Raw genomic sequence first — 20,624 nt, forward strand, 5'->3', positions numbered from 1 at the left:
CCCCAGGCCCGAAGGCGTCCCAGACCAAAGGGCGCCCCCCGATCCGGGGAGCGCCCTCGTCACTCAGTTTTCGCTCAGACCTTTCCCCGACGCCCGCGTGCCGAGTGGCCGTTGGACTTTCGGCCGGTGGCGCCGTTCGGCCAGAGTCGGGGGCTTCGCTTTGCCGCGATGTCCTCGATCCAGCCGAAGGCCATGATGGTCAGGCCGATCAACGGCCACACCAGGACGAACATCCACAGCATGTACGTCGCGTCGAGGGCCGACACCGCGCGGTCGCTCTGCATGAAGGGGAGGTTGTACGCCTGGTCGAGGATCGGGACCGTGGCCATGATGAGCATGTTGTGCCAGAGGTAGATCGTGACCGCGCGGTTGTTGGACAGCGTGATCAGTTTGTCCCACTTGGCGAGGCGGCCCGGCAGTTGCTGCCAGGACGGGCTGTACTGGAGCAGGATCACCACGAACCCGAAGGACCACATCGCGTCGGCCAGCGGGATGTCGTTCAAGTCCCAGCCGTCGGGGCCCAGATGACCCGACGCCCACCACAGGGCGAAGGCCATCGCCATGGCCGAGCACGAGACGGCGATGTAGCGCGGGACCTTCGCCAGCATCCCCTCGTGGTGGGCGAAGCCCAGGACCCAGCAGCCGCCGTAGACGGCGAAGTCGGTGATGGCGTTGCCCGTTTCGCCGGGGATGGTGACCAGCCCGGTGCCGACCACCGCCGTCAGGGCGAGGGGAGCCAGCAGGGTCGCCCACGGAACGCGGCGGAACGCCCACAGCAGGAGCGGGGACGCGACCACGAACCACAGGTACGCGCGCAGGTACCAGAGCACTCCCGCGCCCTGCACCGCCCAGTCGCTCTCCAGCAGGCCGGACTGGGAGCCGAGGTGCCAGGGGAACGGCGGGGCGCCGATCGGGACGATGTAGTTGAGCAGCTCGATCGGGCCCCAGGTACCGCCGAGGTCCGGGTCCTTCGCGGGGTTCCAGCCGCCCGCGAACATCATGGTCAGCGCCACCGCGCTGAACGCCCAGAGCGGGGGCAGCAGTCGCCTCAGGCGTCCCCGGATCACACTCAGCGGCGGCCGGCTCAGCGAGCGCGCCATCAGCGAGCCCGCCAGCGCGAACATCACGCCCATGGAGGGGAAGAGGACCGTCAGCCACGCCCAGCCGAACAGGTGGTACACGACCACGCGGACCAGGGCTATGGAGCGGAGCAGGTCCAGGTAGCGGTCACGGCCGGGGCGGCGCGGAGCGGACTGCTGTCCGGGATCCGAGCCCGGTGCAGTCTCCGGTACCGGGGTCGGATCAGGGCGCGGCCCCGAGTCCGGACCGGCCTCCGGCTGCGGGCGCAGCCAGTCGTCCGACGGCGCTCCCGGGTACGGACGCGGATGCGGGACCGCCGCCTTCGGGGTGCCCAGCGGCGGAGTCGCCCCCACCGGGTACTCGTGCGTGGTCATCCGACCGGCCTCCGTTCGTTCCCGCTGTGTGACGCCCGCTGCTGCGGGACCGCTCCCGGCGCCCCCACGACGCCCGTGCGGCGCAGCTTCTGCCAGCGCAGCCGGCCGCCGGTGAGGGCGGTGATCCAGGACTGCAGCAGGACGACGTACATCAACTGCCGGTAGAGGATCTGCTGGAGGGGGAGGGAGATCAGATGGGTCATGCGTTCCTTGTCCAGGCGGAACGCGTACGCCGCGCACACCAGCTGGATGGCCAGGACACCGAGCCAGGCGACGACCGTCTTCTGGGTCGGGCCGAAGACGACGCCGTACAGGAGGAAGACGTCGATCAGGGGCGCGAGGAGCGGGGCCAGGACCATGAAGAGCGACACGAGAGGCAGGCCGACCCGGCCGAAGCGGCCCGACGGACCCCGTTCGACCAGGGCCCCGCGGTGCTTCCAGATCGCCTGCATGGTGCCGTACGACCAGCGGTAGCGCTGGGACCAGAGCTGCTGGACGGACTCCGGCGCCTCTGTCCAGGCCCGCGCCTTCTCGGCGTAGACGACGCGCCAGCCGTCGCGGTGGAGGGCCATCGTGATGTCGGTGTCCTCGGCGAGCGTGTCGTCGCTCATGCCGCCGACGCGCTCCAGGGCCGATCGGCGGAAGGCTCCCACCGCGCCCGGGATCGTCGGCATGCAGCGCAGGATGTCGTACATACGACGGTCCAGGTTGAAGCCCATCACGTACTCGATGTGCTGCCAGGCGCCGATGAGGGAGTCGCGGTTGCCGACCTTGGCGTTGCCCGCGACCGCCCCGACCCGCGGGTCGGCGAAGGGCTGGACGAGCTCGCGGACGGTCGCCGGTTCGAAGACGGTGTCGCCGTCCATCATCACGATGATGTCGTGGCTGGCGTTCGCCAGACCCCGGTTGAGGGCCGCGGGCTTGCCGGCGTTCTGCTGGCGTACCACGCGTACGTTCCGCAGGTGCATGTCCTCGACGATGCGGGCGGTGCCGTCACTCGATCCGTCGTCGATGACGATGATCTCGACGGGATGCTCGCTCGTCATGAGGGAGTTCACGGTGTTCTCGATGCACTTGGCCTCGTTGTACGCCGGGACCAGTACCGACACCGGGTCGGTGACCTGTGCCGGGCCCCAGCGGAAGTCCTTGCGGCGAACCCGGCGGGCGTGTGCGGCCGAGAGCAGGAGCATCATGCCGAAGCGGGTGAACACCAGCACACCGATGATCGCGATGCAGACGATCAGGACGTCGGTGGTCTTCTCCGCGGCCTGGACCAGGAAGATCCAGGCCTTGCCCTTCCACAGGTCGAGGCCCGTCACCGGGGTGTGCGCGCTCGGCGCGTTGAGCGCCTCGGTGAGGTTCTCGAAGTCGTAGCCCTGCTCCTGGAGTTCGGGCACGAACTTGTCCAGCGCCTGCACGGTCTGATGGCGGTCGCCGCCCGAGTCGTGCATCAGGACGATGGCGCCCTTGCCGCCCTTGGGCGTGGCCCGGCGGATGATCTCGTCGACGCCCGGCTTCTGCCAGTCCTCACTGTCGGTGTTGTTCACGACGGTGATGTAGCCGCGGGTGCCGACGTACTGCGTCACCGGCCAGGACTTGTCGTCCATGGCGTCGGCGAACGAGGAGTACGGGGGACGGAAGAGCGAGGTGCGGATGCCCGCGGCGCCCTCCAGTGCCAGCTGGCTCTGGGACAGCTCCCAGTCGATCCGGCTCTTGGACTGGTACGACAGGTCGGGGTGGTTGAACGTGTGCAGGCCGACCTCGTGGCCCTCCCGCACCATGCGCGCGACGAGATCCGGGTAGCGCGAGGCCATGGTGCCGGTGACGAAGAAGACCGCGTGGGCGTGGTGCGCCTTGAGGACGTCCAGGACCTGGGGGGTCCAGGTGGGGTCGGGGCCGTCGTCGAAGGTGAGGACCAGACGGTGGTCCGGGACGCTCAGGCTGGTCGTACGGCCGCTGCGGGTGTCGATGACCGGGCCGCCGTCGAGGATCTTCTCCGGCACCTTGTCGGTGGCCGCCTCGGGCCGGATGCGGTGGTCGGCGAGGATCTCGCTGTGCACGTAGCCGCGCAGCATCAGCATCGCCATCAGGGCGACCAGGATGGTCGTCGGCAGCAGAAAACGCATGGGCAGGCGTCGGCGCCGGGCGTTGCGGTCGTGCTTCGGGGCGGTACCGGAGTCATGACCCGGTGCGCTGGGCGCTGGACCGCGACGGCTGGTGCGGAACATCAGAGGAGGTTCTCCGGGGACGAGAGGGAGCGGGAGTACGGGGAACCGAGGAGGCTCGGCTGCCTGGACTCCCGATGGTTCTGCCCGGCGGTTGTCCGCCGGAGAGGGCCACTCATTGGGTGGTTGCCCCCGCTCCGGCGGACCCTCCGGTGCCCGCGGTCTCCGTGGGAGCCGGCGTGCTGCCGGGGGTGGTCGCCGGGGTGGAGACCGGGGGCGGGTCGGCCACCGAGGAGGACGGGTTCGGGTCGGGGTCCGGGGCCTCGGTGGTGACGCCGGGCTTCGGCTTCTTGGTCGCCGATGTGGTGGGCTCGGGATCGCTGGACGCGCCCGGGGCGGTGGCGTCGGCCGAGGCGCCGGGGGTGACGGCCGAGCCGGTTGAGGTCGTCGTGCCGTCGCCGGGCGTCGCCACCGCGCCGGGCGCCGTGGCGACGCCCTTGCCGGAAGGATTCACCGACAGGGAGGGCAGCGGCGAGGTGTCGACCTGGCCGGCGGGCTGGTCCTCCTCCTGGCCCGGCACCGGGAGCCAGGGCGCGTTCGAGTTGCCCGACAGGAGCGTGGCGACGATCACGACGGCGTAGACCGCGCACGCCACGGCGACGAGCATGCCGAGCCGGCGGAAGCGGCGGCTGCGGCGGCCGGACTCGTCGACGAAGACGGGGCCGTCCGGGGTCGTCGGGGCGCCCTTGGCCTGCTGGACGAGCCAGTCGTCCAGTTTGCGGCCCGCGGCGTCGAGTTGGATGGTGACCTCGTGCGGATCGTGGCTGTTCGCCGGTTCGTCGGGGTGCTCCCAGGAAGCGGGCAGCGGACGGTCGAAGTCCGGCGTGGAACCGGGGAGCAGCTCGGACTCCGGACCGTCGGCGAAGAAGGGCCGCGTCTTCGTGGTAGGGGCGGGGGAGGGTGCGGCCTGCGCCGGGCGGTCGAGGCCGAACCACGCCCCGGACTCACGCTCGGACGGCGATCCCGCCTCGGGCCAACGGCCGGAGAACGCGTCGGACCCCCGGCCGGGAAACGCGTCGCTCTCCGGCGCGCGACCGACGAGCAGCTCGGTCTCCGGCTCCGGGGTTCGCTCGGAACGTCCGCCGACTGCTCGCTCGGCGCGTTCCCCACGCTCAGGACTGATGCCAACTCCCATATTCGGCCACGAAACCGATCTGCCGGCCTCCGGCCCGGCGATCGGCTCCCCGGCTTCTCGCCCAGGTGATGGATCGACTGGGCGTCCGTCCCGCTGATAGATGTTTCGTCCAGCTGGTTGGGCGTCTTTCCGCCAGTTCTCGACGCGCACGTGCATCCCCCCACAGGACTGCTCACGGGTGCGCGACGACTCCGGGCAAATGCTGTCTATGTCGTCCGGGCCGAGCCCCCACTCGACCCGAGCGCCCCCCAATATCACACTGCGCCCGGACCCAGAATGTAGCGCATGCGTGGGACTCGTGCGGTTACGTCTCATGTACCTCTCATGAAAATGAGGGCATCGATGGCTGGAATCCACCCTTCCTGGGGACTCAGGAGCCACTTCTCTTCGCTCGCGAGTTCGTTGGCAGCTTGTATGAGCGCGTCGATCCCTGGATGAACGAGCCCCTTGCGCCACACCAGTGACACAGGTGACAGGGGAACGGGGTCGACGAGGGGCCTAGACACCGTCCCGGTCATGGCCGGAAACTCCACTACGGCGAGGACCGGATTCCGCCTCTTCGCCATGATCCGCCGGAATTCCTCGGCTCCGACAGCCACCGGTGCGGGTGACGCGAGTCTGATCCCCCGTCCCTCGAACAGGTGATGTGCGAGGTCGGTCCACTCCAGCGTCCGGGGGTTTCCCGCTCCCGCGTACACGGTCTCGCCCGCGAGCGCGGACAGCGGCACCGCGTCCAGCGCCGCGAGGTGATGGTCCTCGGGCAGGACGACGGCCATCGGCTCGTAGCGCACGATCCGCTGCTCCAGCCGGGCCCGCACGGCCGGGTCGAGTCCCGCGAACCGGCCGAAGGACGCGTCCAGGCGGCCGGCGAGCAGGTCCGCCGCCGCGCCCGTGAGCCCGCTCTCGTAACGGGCCATCAGTTCGCTGCCGGGGGCGAGGTCGCGGGCCCGGTCGAGGATGCGGCTGGAGACCAGGCCGGGGGAATTGACATCGACGAGCAGCGGTCTCTCCTCGCCGCCACGCCGTACGAAGGCGTCCAGCAGGGCGTCGTGCGCCTCCAGCACGCGGCGCGCGTACGGCAGCAGCCGCTCGGCCTCCGCCGTCGGCGTCACCTGCCGGGTCGTCCGCACGAACAGCTCCGTCCCGAGCTCCCGCTCCAGCCGGCGTATGTCGCGGCTCAGGGACTGCTGGGCGACATACATCCGGGCGGCGGCGCGGGTGAAGTGCAACTCCTCGGCGACGGCGAGGAACGCGCGCAGCAGGCGGGGGTCCAGATGACCGGGAAAGAGGCGTTGACCAGGCATCACGCGAACCTACAACCCAGGTGCGTCAATCGCGACCGAGTAAGTGTTGGACCGTTCCCGGGGAGCCGGGCGACGGTTCACCCATGTCGCCGCTCACCCCCTACCGCCGTCTCTTCGCGCATCCCGGCACCCGTGCCTTCACCCTCGGAAACCTCGTCGCACGGCTGCCCATGGGCATGTTCAGCGTGAGCGCGGTCATCATGATCGCGAGTTCGCGGGGCTCGTACGCGCTCGCCGGCGCCGTCACGGCGACGGGTCTCGCGGCGACGGCGGTGGTCGCTCCCTGGACCGCGCGGCTCGTCGACCGGCACGGGCAGGCCCGGGTGGCCGTGCCCGCCACGGCCTTCGCGCTGCTCGGCGGGATCGGACTGGTGGTGTGCGTGCGCCTCGGCGCGCCCGACTGGACCCTCTTCGCCGCGTACGCCGCCACCGCCACGACCCCCAACACGGGCGGGATGTCCCGCGCGCGCTGGGCCCACCTCCTCAAGGGCGACGCGGCGGCGCTGCACACCGCGAACTCCTTCGAGCAGGCCGTCGACGAGCTGTGCTTCATGCTGGGCCCGGTGCTCGCGGCCCTTCTGTGCGGGACGGTTTCGCCGGAGGCGGGCATGCTCGTGGGGTCCGCGCTGCTGATGACGGGCGTGCTGCTCTTCACCGCGCAGCGTTCGACGCAGCCGCCGCCCCAGCCGCGCGCGACGTCCGCGTCGCCCGCTCTCGCGCCCGGGATGCCTCCGCTGCTTCTCTCCTTCCTCGCCACCGGCGCGGTGTTCGGCGCGATGGAGGTGGTGACGATCGCGTTCGCGGACGAGCGGGGGCACCGGTCCGCCGCGGGCGCGGTACTCGCCCTCCAGGCGGCGGGGTCGTGCGTGGCGGGCCTGGTGTACGGCGCGATGAAGGGGGGCGCGTCCGCCTCCCCCGAGCAATCGACCCCGGTCGACCGGGAAGCGGCTTCCCCCGAGCCCGCGCACCCGCTCGACGACCGCACGGCACGCTCCCCGGAACTCGCGAACCCGCTCGACGACCGCACGGCGTCCGCACACTCCACGGAGCACTCGGCCCCGCTCGACGCCGAGGCGCTCTCGGCGCGGCGGTACGCGGTGTGCGTCGGCGCCATGGCGGTGCTGCTGACGCTGCCCCTCCTCGCGGTCCGGCTCACCGGTTCGCTCCTGGTGCTCGCGGGTGCGCTGCTCGTGGCCGGCATGGCGACCGCCCCGACGATGGTCACCGGCATGACGCTGGTCCAGCGGCGCACGCCCGAGGGCCGGCTGAACGAGGGCATGACCCTCGCGGTGACCGGCCTGCTGGGCGGGATCGCGGGCGGCTCGGCGGGCGGCGGATGGGTGGTGGAGCACGTGTCACCGGCCGCGGGGTACGCGGTGCCGGTCGCGGCGGCGACGGTCGCGCTCGTCGTCGCCGTGCTGGGCGCGAGGACCGCGAGGACGAGGACGGTCCGGCACCGGGAGCAATGCCCTGAGCTCCACCCGGCGAACACCCCGTAGCCCGACCGGACAAACACCTCACCGTCCAACCCGGCAGACATCCCGGGGTCCGGCCCGGCAGACATCCCCTGTCCGGCCCGGCAAGCATCCCGGGGTCCGACCCCGCAGACACCCCACCGTCCGGCCCGTCGAACCCCCGCCCCAATTCCGGCTCAGCCCATTGACGCGCTCCCGGCCCCCACATACCTTCCCCCGTCGAAGCGCTTCGACGTCACGCATCGAAACGATTCGACGTGTGATGCGTGGCGGCCCGATACCCATCCAACTCCTCTGGAGGCAGTGGATGTTGACGACACGACGGCGTGTGGCGGCGGCAGCGGCGGTGGCCTTGGCGGGCGCCCTGCTGGCGACGTCCTGCGGCGGCTCGGACAGTGGTTCCTCGGACGGCAAGACACTGAGGCTGTGGCACTACGAAGGGCCGGACAGCGCGATGCGGATGGCCTGGAAGGAGGCCATCAAGGAATTCGAAGCGCAACACCCGGGCGTGAAGGTGAAGTTCGAGGAGAAGGGCTTCGAGCAGATCCAGAAGACGGCGCCCATGGTCCTCAACTCGAACGACGCCCCCGACATCATGGAGTACAACAAGGGCAACGCGACCGCCGGACTCCTGTCCAAGCAGGGGCTTCTCACCGATCTCAGCGCCGAAGTGACCAAGCGCGGCTGGGACAAGGAGATCAGCGGCGGGGTGCGGACCATCAGCCAGTACGACTCCAACGGGGTCATGGGCTCCGGCAAGTGGTACGGCGTGCCCGACTACGCCGAGTACACGATGGTGTTCTACAACAAGGACCTCTTCAAGAAGTACGGCATCGCCCAGCCCACCACCCTGGCCGAACTCACCTCCGCGATGGACAAGTTCGTCGCGAAGGGCATCACCCCGCTCGCCGACGCGGGCGCCGAGTACATGGCCCAGCAGTACCTCTACCAGCTGGCCCTGTCCAAGGCCGACCGCTCCTGGGTCGACACGTACGAGCTCTACAAGGGCAAGGCGGACTTCCACGACGCGGCCTGGACGTACGCGGCGACCACGTTCGCCGACTGGGTGAAGAAGGGCTACATCGGCAAGAAGTCCAGCGGGCTCAAGGCCGAGGACGCGGGCGTCTCCTTCATCCAGGGCAAGAGCCCGATCCTGTTCTCCGGCAGCTGGTGGTACGGCCGCTTCAAGACGGAGAACAAGTTCGACTGGGGCACCTTCCTGTGGCCCGAGAGCAACCTCACGCTCGGCTCCGGCGGCAACATCTGGGTCGTCCCCAAGGGCGCGAAGAACAAGAACCTCGCCTACGACTTCATCGACATCACGCTGTCGAAGAAGATCCAGAACCTGCTGGGCAACCAGGGCGGGGTCCCGGTGGCGGCCGATCCCGCCGCCATCACGGACCCCCAGGCCAAGACGCTGATCGGCGACTTCAACACCCTCTCCGGGAAGGACGGTCTCGCCTTCTATCCGGACTGGCCCGTCGCCGGCTTCTACGACGTCCTCGTCTCGGAGACACAGAAGCTGATCACCGGGAGCGAGAAACCGGACGACTACCTGTCCGCGCTGCAGAAGGCGTACGACAAGGGCGTACCGAAGACATGACGGTCACCGTCGAGCGGGGCGGCCGGGTCGCCCGCGGCCACCACGGCGCCGCGACGCGCCCGCGCCGTCCCCGCACGTCCTACGCCCTCTTCCTGCTCCCGGGGTTCGTCGCGTTCCTCGTGGTCGTCGTCGTCCCCTTCCTGATGAACACCGGTGTGAGCTTCACCGACTGGCAGGGGGTCGGCAGTCCCACCTGGTCGGGGCTCGCCAACTACCGCGAGCTGATGGGCGATTCCGAGTTCTGGGCGTCCTTCCGGCACAGCCTGTTCATGGTCGTCGCGATGGCCGTCGTGCCGACCGCCCTCGGACTCGTCCTCGCCGCCGCCCTGTTCGACTTCGTCGCCAAGCACTTCGGGACGCGGACGGCGGCCGTGCTCCGCGCCTGCTTCTACCTTCCCCAGGTCCTGCCGATCGCCGTCGCGGGCATCGTGTGGAGCTGGATCCTCGCGCCCGACAACGGCTCGCTCAACGAACTGCTGAAGGCCGTCGGCCTCGGTTCCTGGCAGCAGGACTGGCTGGGCGACCCCGACCTCGCGCTCTACAGCGTCATGGGCGTGATGGTGTGGGTGCAGATCGGCTTCCCGCTCGTCGTCTTCATGGCGGGGCTGCAACGGGTGGACCCGCAGCTGTACGAGGCCGCCGAGCTGGACGGCGCGGGCTGGTGGCGGCGGTTCTGGCACATCACGCTGCCGCAGATCCGCCCGGAGATCTCGGTCGTCCTCCTGTGGTGCACGATCGCCGCGCTGAAGGTGTTCGGGGCGGTGTCCGTCCTGACGAAGGGCGGTCCCGGCGGCGCCACCGACGTGCCGTCGTACTTCTCCTTCACGACCTTCTTCGAGAAGACGCAGGTCGGCTACGGCGCCGCGATCTCCACCGTTCTGACCGTGATCATCCTGGCCCTGGCGATGATCGGGCTGAAGTTCCAGACACGCGCCGAGGACGCCGAGGAAGGGATCCGCGTATGACCGCCCTCCGTCGCTACCCGGTTCTCGTGGCCCTCGTCATCGGCGCGCTGTTCATGGTTCTGCCGTTCGCCGTCGTCGCGGTCAACGCGGTCAAGTCGCCCGCCGAGTACTCCGCGCACGGGCCCCTCAGCCTCCCCCGCGGCCTCTACCTCGACGGCCTCAAGGACTTCTGGCAGCGCGTCGACTTCGGGCAGAAGCTCATCAACTCGGTCCTGATCTCCGGCTCGGTGGCGGTCGGGGCCGCCGTCCTGTCGGTCCTCAACGCGTACGCGATCGGCATCGGCCGGATCAGGGGCCGCACCTGGGTGCTCGCCTTCTTCGTCCTCGCGAACACGCTGCCCCAGGAGGCGCTGGTCTATCCGGTCTACTACCTGAGCAAGCAGGCCGGCCTCTACGACACCAGGCTCAGCGTGATCATCGTGTTCACCGTGATCCAGGCGGCCTTCGGCACCTACCTCCTCTCCTCCGTCCTCGGGCGGTTCCCGCGCGAGATCATCGAGGCCGCGCGGATCGACGGGGCGAACCAGTGGCAGGTGCTGTGGCGGATCGTGGTCCCGGTCAGCCGCCCCACGATCGGTGTGCTACTCGTCTTCTTCTTCATCTGGACGTGGAACGAGTTCCTGCTGCCGCTGGTCATGCTGATCTCCAACGACAACCAGACGGTGTCGGTGGCCCTCGGTGTCCTCCAGGGCCAGCGTCTGATGGACGCCACGATGACGAACGCGGCCGCCCTGCTTGGCGTCCTGCCCGCCATCGTCTTCTTCCTGCTCTTCCAGCGGACCCTCACCCGCGGCATCGCCGTCGGCGCAGTCAAGTAAGGAGTAGGACAGTGAAGTTCACGGACGGCTACTGGCTGCTGCGCGAGGGTGTCACCGCGGCCCACCCGGTCGAGGTCCTCGATGTGACCTCGGGTCCCGGCGGCCTGGAGATCCACGCGCCGACGCAGCCCATCCGGCACCGCGGCGACCTGCTGAAGGGACCGGTCGTGACGATCAGCGCCCATGCGCCGATGCCCGACGTCATCGGCGTCACGTTCACCCACTTCCAGGGCGAGGAGCCACGGGGACCCCGGTTCGAGGTGCGCGGAGCCGAGTTCACACCGCTCGCGGAGTACGACGACAGCCACGCGACCCTGACCTCGGGCGCCCTGTCCGTGCGGGTCGCCCGGACCAGCCCCTGGCACATCGACTTCCTCGCGCACGGCCGCACCCTCACCAGCAGTGGCCCCAAGGGCATGGGCATCATGCGGGACGCGACCGGCGCCCACTATCTGCGCGAGCAGCTGAACCTCGGGGTCGGCACGCAGGTCTTCGGTCTCGGCGAGCGGTTCGGGCCGCTCGTCAAGAACGGGCAGGTCGTGGACATGTGGAACGCGGACGGCGGCACGGCCACCGAACAGGCCTACAAGAACGTGCCGTTCTATCTGACGGACGCGGGCTACGGCGTCTTCGTGGACCACCCGGGCCGGGTCTCCTTCGAGGTCGGCTCGGAGGCGGTCTCCCGGGTCCAGTTCAGCGCCGAGACGCAGCAGTTGACGTACTACGTCATCCACGGACCGACCCCGAAGGACATCCTGCGCAAGTACACGGCGCTCACCGGGCGTCCGGCGCTGCCGCCCGCGTGGTCCTTCGGCCTGTGGCTGTCGACGTCCTTCACCACCTCCTACGACGAGGACACCGTCACCTCCTTCATCGACGGCATGCGCGAGCGTGAACTCCCGCTGTCCGTCTTCCACTTCGACTGCTTCTGGATGCGCGAGTTCAACTGGTGCGACTTCCGGTGGGATCCGCGGGTGTTCCCCGATCCGGAGGGGATGCTGGCGCGGCTGAAGGACAAGGGACTGCGGATCTGCGTCTGGATCAACCCGTACATCGCGCAGCGCTCACCGCTGTTCGCGGAGGGGCGGGCCCTCGGACATCTGCTCAAGCGGCCCGACGGAAGCGTCTGGCAGTGGGACCTGTGGCAGCCGGGCATGGCTCTGGTCGACTTCACCAGCCCGGCCGCCCGGGACTGGTACGCGGCGAAGCTGGAGGCGCTGCTCGAACAGGGCGTCGACTGCTTCAAGACCGACTTCGGCGAGCGGGTCCCGGTGGATGTGGCGTACGCCGACGGCGCCGACCCGGAGCGGATGCACAACTACTACACGTACCTCTACAACCAGACCGTCTTCGATGTGCTCCGCAAACACCGGGGGGAGCACGAGGCCGTCGTCTTCGCCCGCTCGGCGACCACGGGGAGCCAGCAGTTCCCGGTGCACTGGGGCGGCGACTGCGAGGCGACGTACGCGTCGATGGCCGAGTCGCTGCGCGGCGGGCTCAGTCTCGGCATGTCGGGGTTCGGGTTCTGGAGCCATGACATCGGCGGCTTCGAGGGGACACCGACGCCCGCGCTGTTCAAGCGGTGGATCGCCTTCGGACTGCTGTCCTCGCACAGCAGGCTGCACGGCTCGTCCTCGTACCGCGTGCCCTGGCTCTTCGACGAGGAGGCCGTGGACGTCCTGCGGCTGTTCACCCGGCTGAAGCTCGGCCTCATGCCGTATCTGTACGAGGCCGCCCGCACCGCCCACGCGGAGGGCGTGCCGATGATGCGGGCGATGGTCCTGGAGTTCCCGGACGATCCGGCGTGCGCGCATCTGGAACGGCAGTACATGCTCGGCCCGGATCTGCTGGTCGCGCCCGTCTTCAGCGACGACGGGGACGTCTCGTACTACGTGCCCGAGGGCACCTGGACCCCCTATCTCGGCGGGCCGCCGGTGACCGGACCGCGCTGGGTGCGCGAGCGGCACGGCTTCCTGAGCGTGCCGCTGCTCGTGCGGCCGGGCGCGGTGATCCCGGTGGGCGCGGTGGACGACCGCCCCGAGTACGACTACGCCGACGGGGTCACCCTGCGCGCGTACGACCTGAAGCGGGGCGCCAGGGTGACGGTGCAGGTCGACGGGGTGACCTTCACCGTCGTACGTGAGGGGCACACCCTGCGCGCGTCCTGCGCCGATCCCTCGGCGCCCTGGGGGCTGGCCGCGGGCGGGCGCGAGGTGCGGGCCGGCGCCGGGACGGGCTTCCTCTCCCTGGACCTGGAGTCCGAGTGATGGTCAAGATCACCGATGTGGCGCGGCACGCCGGGGTCTCCCCCAGCACCGTCTCGTACGCCCTCAGCGGCAAGCGGCCGATCTCCGAGGCGACCCGGCAGCGCGTCGAGGAGAGCATCCGCCGCCTCGGCTACCGCCCGCACGCGGGGGCCAGGGCGCTGGCCAGCAGCCGGTCGAACGTCCTCGCACTGGTCGTCCCGCTGCGGGCCGGCATCCATGTGCCGGTGGTGATGCAGTTCGCGGTGTCGGTGGTGACAGCGGCCCGGCTGCACGACCACGACGTCCTGCTGCTCACGCAGGAGGAGGGCGAGGACGGGTTGCGCCGGGTCGCGGACACCGCGCTGGTGGACGCGCTGATCGTGATGGACGTGCAACTCCACGATCCCCGGCTGCCGTTGCTGCGCGCGCTGGACCGGCCGTCGGTGCTCATCGGTTTCCCGGCCGCCGCCGACGGGCTCACCTGCATCGACCTGGACTTCAAGGCGGCCGGTGAGCTGTGCGTGGAGCGGCTCGCGGGACTCGGGCACCGGGTCGTCGCGCTGGTCGGGTCGCCGCCGGAGGTGTATGTGCGGGGCACGGCGTTCGCGCAGCGGGTGGTGCAGGGGTTCACCGCCGCCGCCGACCGGGGCGGCCTGGCCTCGTCCGTCCACCCCTGCGAGGCCTCCCCCGCGGCGGCGCGCCGGGTCGCCGAGCAACTGCTACGCGAACAGCCCGCGTTGACGGGGGTCGTCGTCCACAACGAGCCGGTTCTCGAGCCGCTGATCGACGCCTTCGAGCAGCTCGGCCTGCGGGTTCCGGCCGATCTGTCCGTCACCGCCATCTGTCCGGACGAACTCGCCGAGAGCCTGCGCGTCCCGGTCACCTCCATCGCCATCCCGTCCACCGAAGTGGGCGCGCGGGCAGTCGAGTTGCTCATGAACAAGCTGAACGGCGCGCCCGCCGCGGAGGCGACCCTGCTCACCCCCCGGATGACGGAGCGCGCCAGCACCGCACCCCGCACGCTGACTTCCTGAGGAGACGTGTCATGGGCATAGGCAAGAAAAGAAGAAGACCTGGAGCTGCGGCCCTGGTGACCACGGCGCTCGCGCTGATCGCGGGCCTGGCCACCACCACGGGTCCCGCCACCGCGTCCGCGTACTCCGCTCCCTTCCGCGATCCGCGGCTGCCCGTCGCCGACCGCGTCGACGACCTGCTGGGCAGGCTCACCCTCGACGAGCGGATCTCCCTGCTCCACCAGTACGAGCCCGCGATCCCCCGCCTCGGCATCCAGGCGTTCCGCACCGGGACCGAGGCCCTGCACGGGGTCGCCTGGCTGGGGAAGGCCACGGTGTTCCCGCAGGCGGTCGGGCTCGCCTCGACCTGGGACCCGGCCCTGATCGAGCGGGTCGGTTCGGCGGTCGGCGACGAGGCGCGCGGCTTCCAGCAGCAGCGCCCGGACGGCTGGGGCCTCAACCTGTGGGCGCCGGTGGTGAACCTGCTGCGCGATCCGCGCTGGGGCCGCAACGAGGAGGGCTACTCCGAGGACCCCTATCTCACCGGCTCGATCTCGACCGCGTACGGCGAGGGTCTGACGGGCGGTGACCCCGACCATCTGAAGACGGCGCCCACGCTCAAGCACTACCTCGCCAACAACAACGAGGTGCACCGGGCGACGACGTCCTCCGACCTGCGGCCGCGCGTGCTGCACGAGTACGACGAGGCGGCCTTCGCACCGGCGGTCGAGGCGGACGCGGCGACCGGCGTCATGTCCTCGTACAACCTGGTCAACGGCCGCCCCGACACGGTCAATCCGGATCTGGACGACGTCGTGCGGGGCTGGACGGACCGGGACCTCATGAACGTCACCGACGCCTTCGCCCCCGGCAATCTGCTGCCCGCCACCCAGAACTACTACCCCACCTTCGCCGAGGGCGACGCGGCCGCGCTGAAGGCGGGCATCGACAGCTTCACGGACAACAGCGCGGACCCGGAACCCACCACCACGGCCGTCAAGTCGGCGCTTTCCGCAGGCCTGTTGAAGGAGTCGGACGTCGACACCGCCGTCTCCCACATCCTCGCGATCCGTGTCCGGCTCGGCGAGTTCGAGCCGAACGGCGGGAAGTACGGGGCGATCGACGCGTCCGTCATCGACAGCCCGGCGCACCGGAAGCTGGCCCGCGAGGCGGCCACCGAGGCGGCGGTCCTGCTGAAGAACGACAACACGCTTCCGCTGAAGGCGACTTCGGGCGCAAGGGTCGCCGTCGTCGGTCCCCTCGCCGACACCCTCTACACCGACTGGTACTCGGGCACCCTGCCCTACGCGGTCACGCCCAAGGCCGGCATCGAGGCGAAGCTCGGCACCCCCGTGGCGAGCAGCGAGGGCGCGGACCGCGTCGCGCTGCGGGACACGGCCACGGGAGAGTACGTCACGGCGGGGGCCTCCGAGGCGGGAGCGGCCCTGAAGGAGAGCGCGGAGAGCGGAACGGCCGGCCAGTTCGACGTCTTCGACTGGGGCTCCGGCATCGTGACGCTGCGCTCGGCCGCCAACGGAAAGTACGTCGGTTACAACTGGTCGGGCTTCGTCAACGACCAGACCCAGCCCAACGGCTGGTACGTGCAGCAGCAGTTCAAGCTGGAGCGGCAGGGCGACGGGACGTATCTGCTGCGGTACGCGGGCTACGAGACCGGCGAGTCCTGGTGGTCGAGTCCCGTCTACCTCGGGCCGACAGGCGACGACGGCACCCTCGGTCTGGTCACGAAGGACCAGGCGGCGCACTACGCCAAGGACGTCGTCCGCAGCGGGGTCGACGACGCCGTGGCCGCGGTGAAGGGCAAGGACACGGCGGTGGTCGTGGTCGGCTCGATGCCCTCGATCAACGGCCGCGAGGACCACGACCGCACCGACATGGGTCTCGCCCCCTCCCAGGAAGCCCTGGTCAGGGCGGTGCACGCGGCCAACCCGAAGACGGTCGTGGTCGTCGAGAACAGCTAACCGACCACCCTCGGCTCCCTCCAGGACGAGGTTCCGGCCCTGCTGTGGACCACGCACGCCGGCCAGGAGACCGGCAACGCGCTCGCCGACCTGCTCTACGGCGACGCGAATCCGTCCGGCCGCCTCACCCAGACCTGGTACCGCTCGGAGTCGGACCTTCCGTCGATCCTCGACTACGACATCATCAAGTCGGCCCGTACCTACCAGTACTTCACGGGCCGGCCGCTCTATCCCTTCGGCTACGGCCTGTCGTACACCTCGTTCCGCTACGGCGGACTGAAACGCGTCGACGGCGGTTACGAGGTCGCCGTGACCAATACCGGCGGGCGCGCAGGCGACGAGGTCGTCCAGCTCTACACGCACCAGCGGGTGTCGCGCGACAAACAGCCGCTGAAGCAGCTGAAATCGTACGCGCGGGTGGCGCTGAAACCGGGCGAGACGAAGACCGTGCGATTGCCGCTGCGTACGAAGGACCTGGCCCACTGGGATGTCACGCGCTCGCGGTGGGTGGTGGAGAGCGGGACGTACGACGTGCTGGCCGGCGCGTCGGCGGCGGACATCCGCTCCCGCGCGGCCCTTCAGGTGCGGGGCGAGACGATCCCGCCGCGGGACCTCGCCCGCACCACCCGTGCCGAGAACTTCGACGACTACTCCGGCGTCCGTCTCGTCGACGAGTCGAAGGCACGCGGCACGGCGGTGGGCTCGGCGGCCGACGGCGCCTGGCTGAAGTTCGCGGACACCCGACCGGTCGACGGGGCAACGGAGTTCAGTGCCCGCGTGGCCGGTGGCGCCGGCACCGTCGAGGTCCGCCTCGGCTCCCCGACCGGGACCCTCCTCGGCACGGCGTACCCGGACGCCACCTCGTCGCCGTACGCCTACGAGACGGTGACCGCCGCTCTGAAGAACGCGCCGAGGGGCCGCCAGGACGTGTACCTGGTGCTGAGCGGGGGCCTTCGACTGTCGACGTTCACCCTGCGCTGACCGCCCCGGACGCCAGGAGTACACGACGAAGGCCCCGCTGCCTGAGCAGCGGGGCCTTCGTCACGATATTCAATTGGACGCTATTCAATTAAAACATGGGATGAGTGGAGATGGCGGGAATCGAACCCGCGTCCAACGGTGCAAAATCAGGGCTTCTCCGTGTGCAGTTCGCTGTGATTTTCTCAGCCCCGGCAATCACGCGAACAAGTCGCCGACGGGCTCAGTCACTGTTTGATTTCCCAGCGAACCCCGTGACCGGGCTCGATGGTTTAGTCCCCTAGATTATGCCAGGATCCGGGTCGGGAACACTCCCGGGCTGACACCCATTAAGGGTCCCTCACTCACTGCTTATTAGGCAGCGAGGGCGAAGGACTGGGAATCGCTCTTGGAATTGGCGATTATTTTTTGCGACATATGGTTTACGAGATCATTGCCGCTTCCTCGACACGCTTCCCCTGCTTCAACAGCCGCTGTCGAAACCGATCATCCCCATGTTGATTTTTCAAAGCTCGGCCCCTCCGGGGAGGAACCTCGCACCCTCTGTGGGGTGCAGTGCCATCGTACGTGACCAACGCACGACGGTGCCAGCCTATTCCGGCGGGCCCGCTCAGCCCGCCGCGCCGCTCCGCCCGCCGCTCGGTCGCTCGGCGGGTTACTCGCCGCGCTGCTTCCGCTTGACCGCCGCGATCGCCCGGTCCGACTCGCGCCGGTCCTGCTTCTCACGCAGGGTCTGCCGCTTGTCGTACTCCTTCTTGCCTCGGGCGAGCGCGATCTCCGCCTTCGCCCGGCCGTCCTTGAAGTACAGGGCGAGCGGCACGATCGTGTGACCCGTCTCCTGGGTCTTCGCCTCCAGCTTGTCGATCTCCTCGCGGTGCAGGAGGAGCTTGCGCTTGCGGCGCACGGTGTGGTTGGTCCAGGTGCCCTGGCTGTACTCCGGGATGTGGGCGTTGTGCAGCCACGCCTCGTTCCCGTCGATCTGGACGAAGCCGTCGGCCAGCGAGGCGCGCCCCTGGCGCAGCGACTTCACCTCTGTGCCGGTCAGGACGAGCCCGGCCTCGTAGGTGTCGATGATCGCGTAGTCGTGCCGCGCCTTCTTGTTCTGCGCGACGATCTTGCGCTTGCCGTCCTTGGCCTTGCCGGAGCCCTGGCCGCCCTGCTTGGGCTGGGACTCCTTCGGTACGTACATTCCCTTGCTCATAGTGCTGGCCATTTTCGCACTACAGGGGGGCTCGGGGGAAAGCCGATTACCAGGCCGGCGGTCCGGAGGTCACGAAGGGTCCCCGAGGCCGCTCAGTACGGTCTCGGCCCGCTTCAGCGATTCCGTGTCCGCCTCCAGATCGGGGGTGATGCCCCGGCCGTCGACGGAGCGCCCCGCGGGGGTGCGGTAGTGCCCGACGGTCAGCTCGGCCACGGAGCCGTCGGGCAGCCGGCTCGGCATCTGGACCGAGCCCTTGCCGAAGGTCCTGGACCCCACGACGACCGCCCGCCCACGGTCCTGGAGGGCACCGGTGAGCAGCTCGGCGGCGCTCATCGTGCCGCCGTCGACGAGCGCGACCAGGGGTCTGGCGGTGTCGCCGCCGGAGTCCGCGTGCAGGGCGCGCTGCGCGCCGTTCACGTCGTACGTGGCGACGAGGCCGCCGTCGAGGAAGACGGAGGCGGTGGTGACGGCCTCGGTGACCAGGCCGCCGGAGTTGCCGCGCAGGTCGAGGACGATCCCGGCCCGGCCAGGCGCCCGGCCGACGGCGGCCCGTACGGCGTCGCCCACACCCTTGGTGAAGGCGTCGACCTTGATCAGGGTGACATCGCCGGGAAGCCTGCTGACGGTCACGGAGTCCGTGGAGAGCCTGGCGCGGCGCAGGGTCCGGCTCCACGACTGCGTGCCGCGCTCCAGGCCGAGGGAGACCTTCGTGCCGGCGGTCGCCTCGTCCGCGTCGCCGCGCAGTAACGAGACGACCTCGGTGACCGGCCTGCCGTCCACCTTCGCGCCGTCGACGGTGCGCAGCCGGTCGCCCTTGCGGATGCCCGCGGCGGCGGCGGGTGAGCCGGCGCTGACGCGGGTGACCTCGATGCGCCCGTCGCGCTCGCGGCGGGCCCACAGGCCGACGCCGGTGTACTGGCCGTCGAGGGCTTCCTCGAACTCCTCGTACTCGCCCTGGGAGTAGACGGCGCCCCAGCGGTCTCCGCTGCGGCTGACGGCGCGCTCGGCGGCCTCCATGGGGGACTTGCCGTCGGCCATCGCCTCGGCGGCGGCCTCGGCGACCTCGTCGTGGTGGCGTGCCGATGCCGAACCGGGCGTCGGGGCCGCGGTCTTCCGGGCGGGGTCGGAGAACGATCCGGTCGCCGCACCGGCGACGAGGACACTCGTGAACACCAATGTCAGGGCCGCCCCGCGGCGGATGCGGCGGGGCTCGCAGAACAGGTCACGGCCTGACATGCCGGTGAGTCTAGGACAACGCGAAGGGCCGCACCGCCGGTTGACGGTACGGCCCTCTTGGCATGCGTCACACCTTCAGGTACTTGCGCAACGCGAAGAACGCGGCCACAGCCGGCATCAGCAGGCTCGTCGCGAGGATGAGCGGGAGCTTGGTCAACACGGCGTCCCAGCCGATGAAGTTGATCAGATTCAGCTTATGGGACAGCGCCAGACCGTGGTCGATGATGAAGTACCGGGCGATCAGCAGGAAGCCGCAGGCGACACCGCCGCCGATGAGCCCGGCGACCGAGGCCTCCGCGATGAACGGCGCCTGGATGTAGAAGCCGGAGGCGCCGACGAGCCGCATGATGCCCGTCTCACGCCGCCGGCTGAACGCCGAGACGCGCACGGTGTTGACGATCAGCATCAGCGCGACGACGAGCATCATCGCCATCACCGCGCGCGCGGCCCAGTTCATGCCGTTCAGGAGCCCGAACAGGTTGTCCAGGATGCCCTTCTGGTCCTGCACGGACTGCACGCCGTCACGGCCGTCGAAGGCGGTCGCGATGACCTGGTACTTCTCCGGGTCCTTCAGCTTGATCCGGTACGACTCCTGCATCTGGTCCGGCGTGAGGGAGCTGGCCAGCGGGGAGTCGCCGAACTGCTCCTTGTAGTGCTTGTACGCCTGGTCCGAGGACTCGTAGGTGACCTTCTGGACGACCGTGGACATCTTGTCCAGGTCGGCGACGATCTGCTTCTTCTGGTCACTGGTCACGGCGCCCTTGGCGCAGTGGGGGTCGGACTCGGCGTCGCTCTTGTTGCAGAGGAAGATCGAGACGTTGACCTTGTCGTACCAGTAGCCCTTCATGGTGTTCACCTGGTCGCTCATCAGGAGCGAGCCGCCGAACAGGGCGAGCGAGAGGGCGACCGAGACGACGACCGCGAAGGTCATGGTCAGGTTGCGGCGGAGACCGACACCGATCTCCGACAGAACGAACTGCGCGCGCATGGCG

General features: G+C 69.7%; 14 protein-coding genes, 1 other RNA gene and 1 pseudogene. 8 read left to right on the top strand and 8 right to left on the bottom strand.

What is annotated here, in order from left to right:
• Positions 1-74: 74 nt before the first annotated feature.
• The 4 genes from ACZ4N5_RS31185 to ACZ4N5_RS31200 all read right to left on the bottom strand — a co-directional run bounded on the left by ACZ4N5_RS31185 (position 75) and on the right by ACZ4N5_RS31200 (position 6,118).
• Complete coding sequence (locus ACZ4N5_RS31185; RefSeq protein ID WP_467760380.1) at positions 75-1,454, bottom strand: acyltransferase family protein; 1,380 nt, start codon at positions 1,452-1,454, stop codon at positions 75-77.
• Positions 1,451-3,682 (bottom strand): glycosyltransferase, encoded by a 2,232-nt coding sequence (locus tag ACZ4N5_RS31190; RefSeq protein ID WP_467760381.1) that lies wholly within the window; start codon positions 3,680-3,682, stop codon positions 1,451-1,453. The genes ACZ4N5_RS31185 and ACZ4N5_RS31190 overlap by 4 nt, the downstream gene beginning before the upstream one ends.
• A gap of 112 nt (positions 3,683-3,794) precedes the next feature.
• A complete protein-coding gene (locus ACZ4N5_RS31195; RefSeq protein ID WP_467760382.1) occupies positions 3,795-4,814 on the bottom strand; it encodes a hypothetical protein in 1,020 nt (339 codons plus the stop codon).
• Positions 4,815-5,125: 311 nt separating this feature from the next.
• Positions 5,126-6,118 (bottom strand): LysR family transcriptional regulator, encoded by a 993-nt coding sequence (locus ACZ4N5_RS31200; RefSeq protein ID WP_467760383.1) that lies wholly within the window; start codon positions 6,116-6,118, stop codon positions 5,126-5,128.
• Positions 6,119-6,201: 83 nt separating this feature from the next.
• Between ACZ4N5_RS31200 and ACZ4N5_RS31205 the strand changes: the two genes are divergently transcribed.
• From ACZ4N5_RS31205 to ACZ4N5_RS31240, 8 genes and pseudogenes are all read left to right on the top strand, one after another.
• Complete coding sequence (locus ACZ4N5_RS31205) at positions 6,202-7,617, top strand: MFS transporter (protein WP_467760384.1); 1,416 nt, start codon at positions 6,202-6,204, stop codon at positions 7,615-7,617.
• A 283-nt stretch (positions 7,618-7,900) separates the two neighbouring features.
• A complete protein-coding gene (locus tag ACZ4N5_RS31210) occupies positions 7,901-9,196 on the top strand; it encodes an ABC transporter substrate-binding protein (RefSeq protein WP_467760385.1) in 1,296 nt (431 codons plus the stop codon).
• Positions 9,193-10,161 (top strand): carbohydrate ABC transporter permease, encoded by a 969-nt coding sequence (locus ACZ4N5_RS31215; protein ID WP_467760386.1) that lies wholly within the window; start codon positions 9,193-9,195, stop codon positions 10,159-10,161. Before ACZ4N5_RS31210 ends, ACZ4N5_RS31215 begins: the two co-directional genes overlap by 4 nt.
• Complete coding sequence (locus tag ACZ4N5_RS31220) at positions 10,158-10,979, top strand: carbohydrate ABC transporter permease (RefSeq protein WP_467760387.1); 822 nt, start codon at positions 10,158-10,160, stop codon at positions 10,977-10,979. The genes ACZ4N5_RS31215 and ACZ4N5_RS31220 overlap by 4 nt, the downstream gene beginning before the upstream one ends.
• A gap of 11 nt (positions 10,980-10,990) precedes the next feature.
• Positions 10,991-13,246 carry an alpha-xylosidase gene (gene yicI, locus ACZ4N5_RS31225; RefSeq protein ID WP_467760388.1) on the top strand — a complete coding sequence of 752 codons (2,256 nt, stop codon included), beginning with the start codon at positions 10,991-10,993 and terminating at the stop codon, positions 13,244-13,246.
• The gene (locus ACZ4N5_RS31230; protein WP_467760389.1) at positions 13,246-14,259 is read left to right on the top strand and encodes a LacI family DNA-binding transcriptional regulator; all 1,014 of its coding nucleotides are present in this window, start codon (positions 13,246-13,248) and stop codon (positions 14,257-14,259) included. Before yicI ends, ACZ4N5_RS31230 begins: the two co-directional genes overlap by 1 nt.
• An 11-nt stretch (positions 14,260-14,270) precedes the next feature.
• A pseudogene (locus tag ACZ4N5_RS31235) lies at positions 14,271-16,460 on the top strand (glycoside hydrolase family 3 C-terminal domain-containing protein); the annotation flags it as partial.
• A gap of 66 nt (positions 16,461-16,526) precedes the next feature.
• On the top strand, positions 16,527-17,198 hold the full coding sequence (locus ACZ4N5_RS31240; protein WP_467760434.1) for a fibronectin type III-like domain-contianing protein: 672 nt from the start codon (positions 16,527-16,529) through the stop codon (positions 17,196-17,198).
• A 102-nt stretch (positions 17,199-17,300) separates the two neighbouring features.
• Here the strand turns inward: ACZ4N5_RS31240 and ssrA are convergent.
• The 4 genes from ssrA to ftsX all read right to left on the bottom strand — a co-directional run bounded on the left by ssrA (position 17,301) and on the right by ftsX (position 20,620).
• Positions 17,301-17,689: a transfer-messenger RNA gene (gene ssrA / locus ACZ4N5_RS31245) on the bottom strand.
• Between the two features lie 161 nt (positions 17,690-17,850).
• Positions 17,851-18,384, bottom strand: coding sequence for an SsrA-binding protein SmpB (gene smpB, locus ACZ4N5_RS31250; RefSeq protein WP_467760435.1), 534 nt, complete (start codon positions 18,382-18,384; stop codon positions 17,851-17,853).
• A gap of 81 nt (positions 18,385-18,465) precedes the next feature.
• Positions 18,466-19,632: a S41 family peptidase gene (locus ACZ4N5_RS31255; RefSeq protein ID WP_467760390.1), complete on the bottom strand. Its 1,167-nt coding sequence runs from the start codon at positions 19,630-19,632 to the stop codon at positions 18,466-18,468.
• 67 nt (positions 19,633-19,699) lie between these two features.
• Positions 19,700-20,620, bottom strand: a complete 921-nt coding sequence (gene ftsX / locus ACZ4N5_RS31260; RefSeq protein ID WP_467760391.1) for a permease-like cell division protein FtsX — start codon at positions 20,618-20,620, stop codon at positions 19,700-19,702.
• Between the last annotated feature and the right edge of the window lie 4 nt (positions 20,621-20,624).

Source organism: Streptomyces sp. NPDC026500 (genome assembly GCF_055567635.1).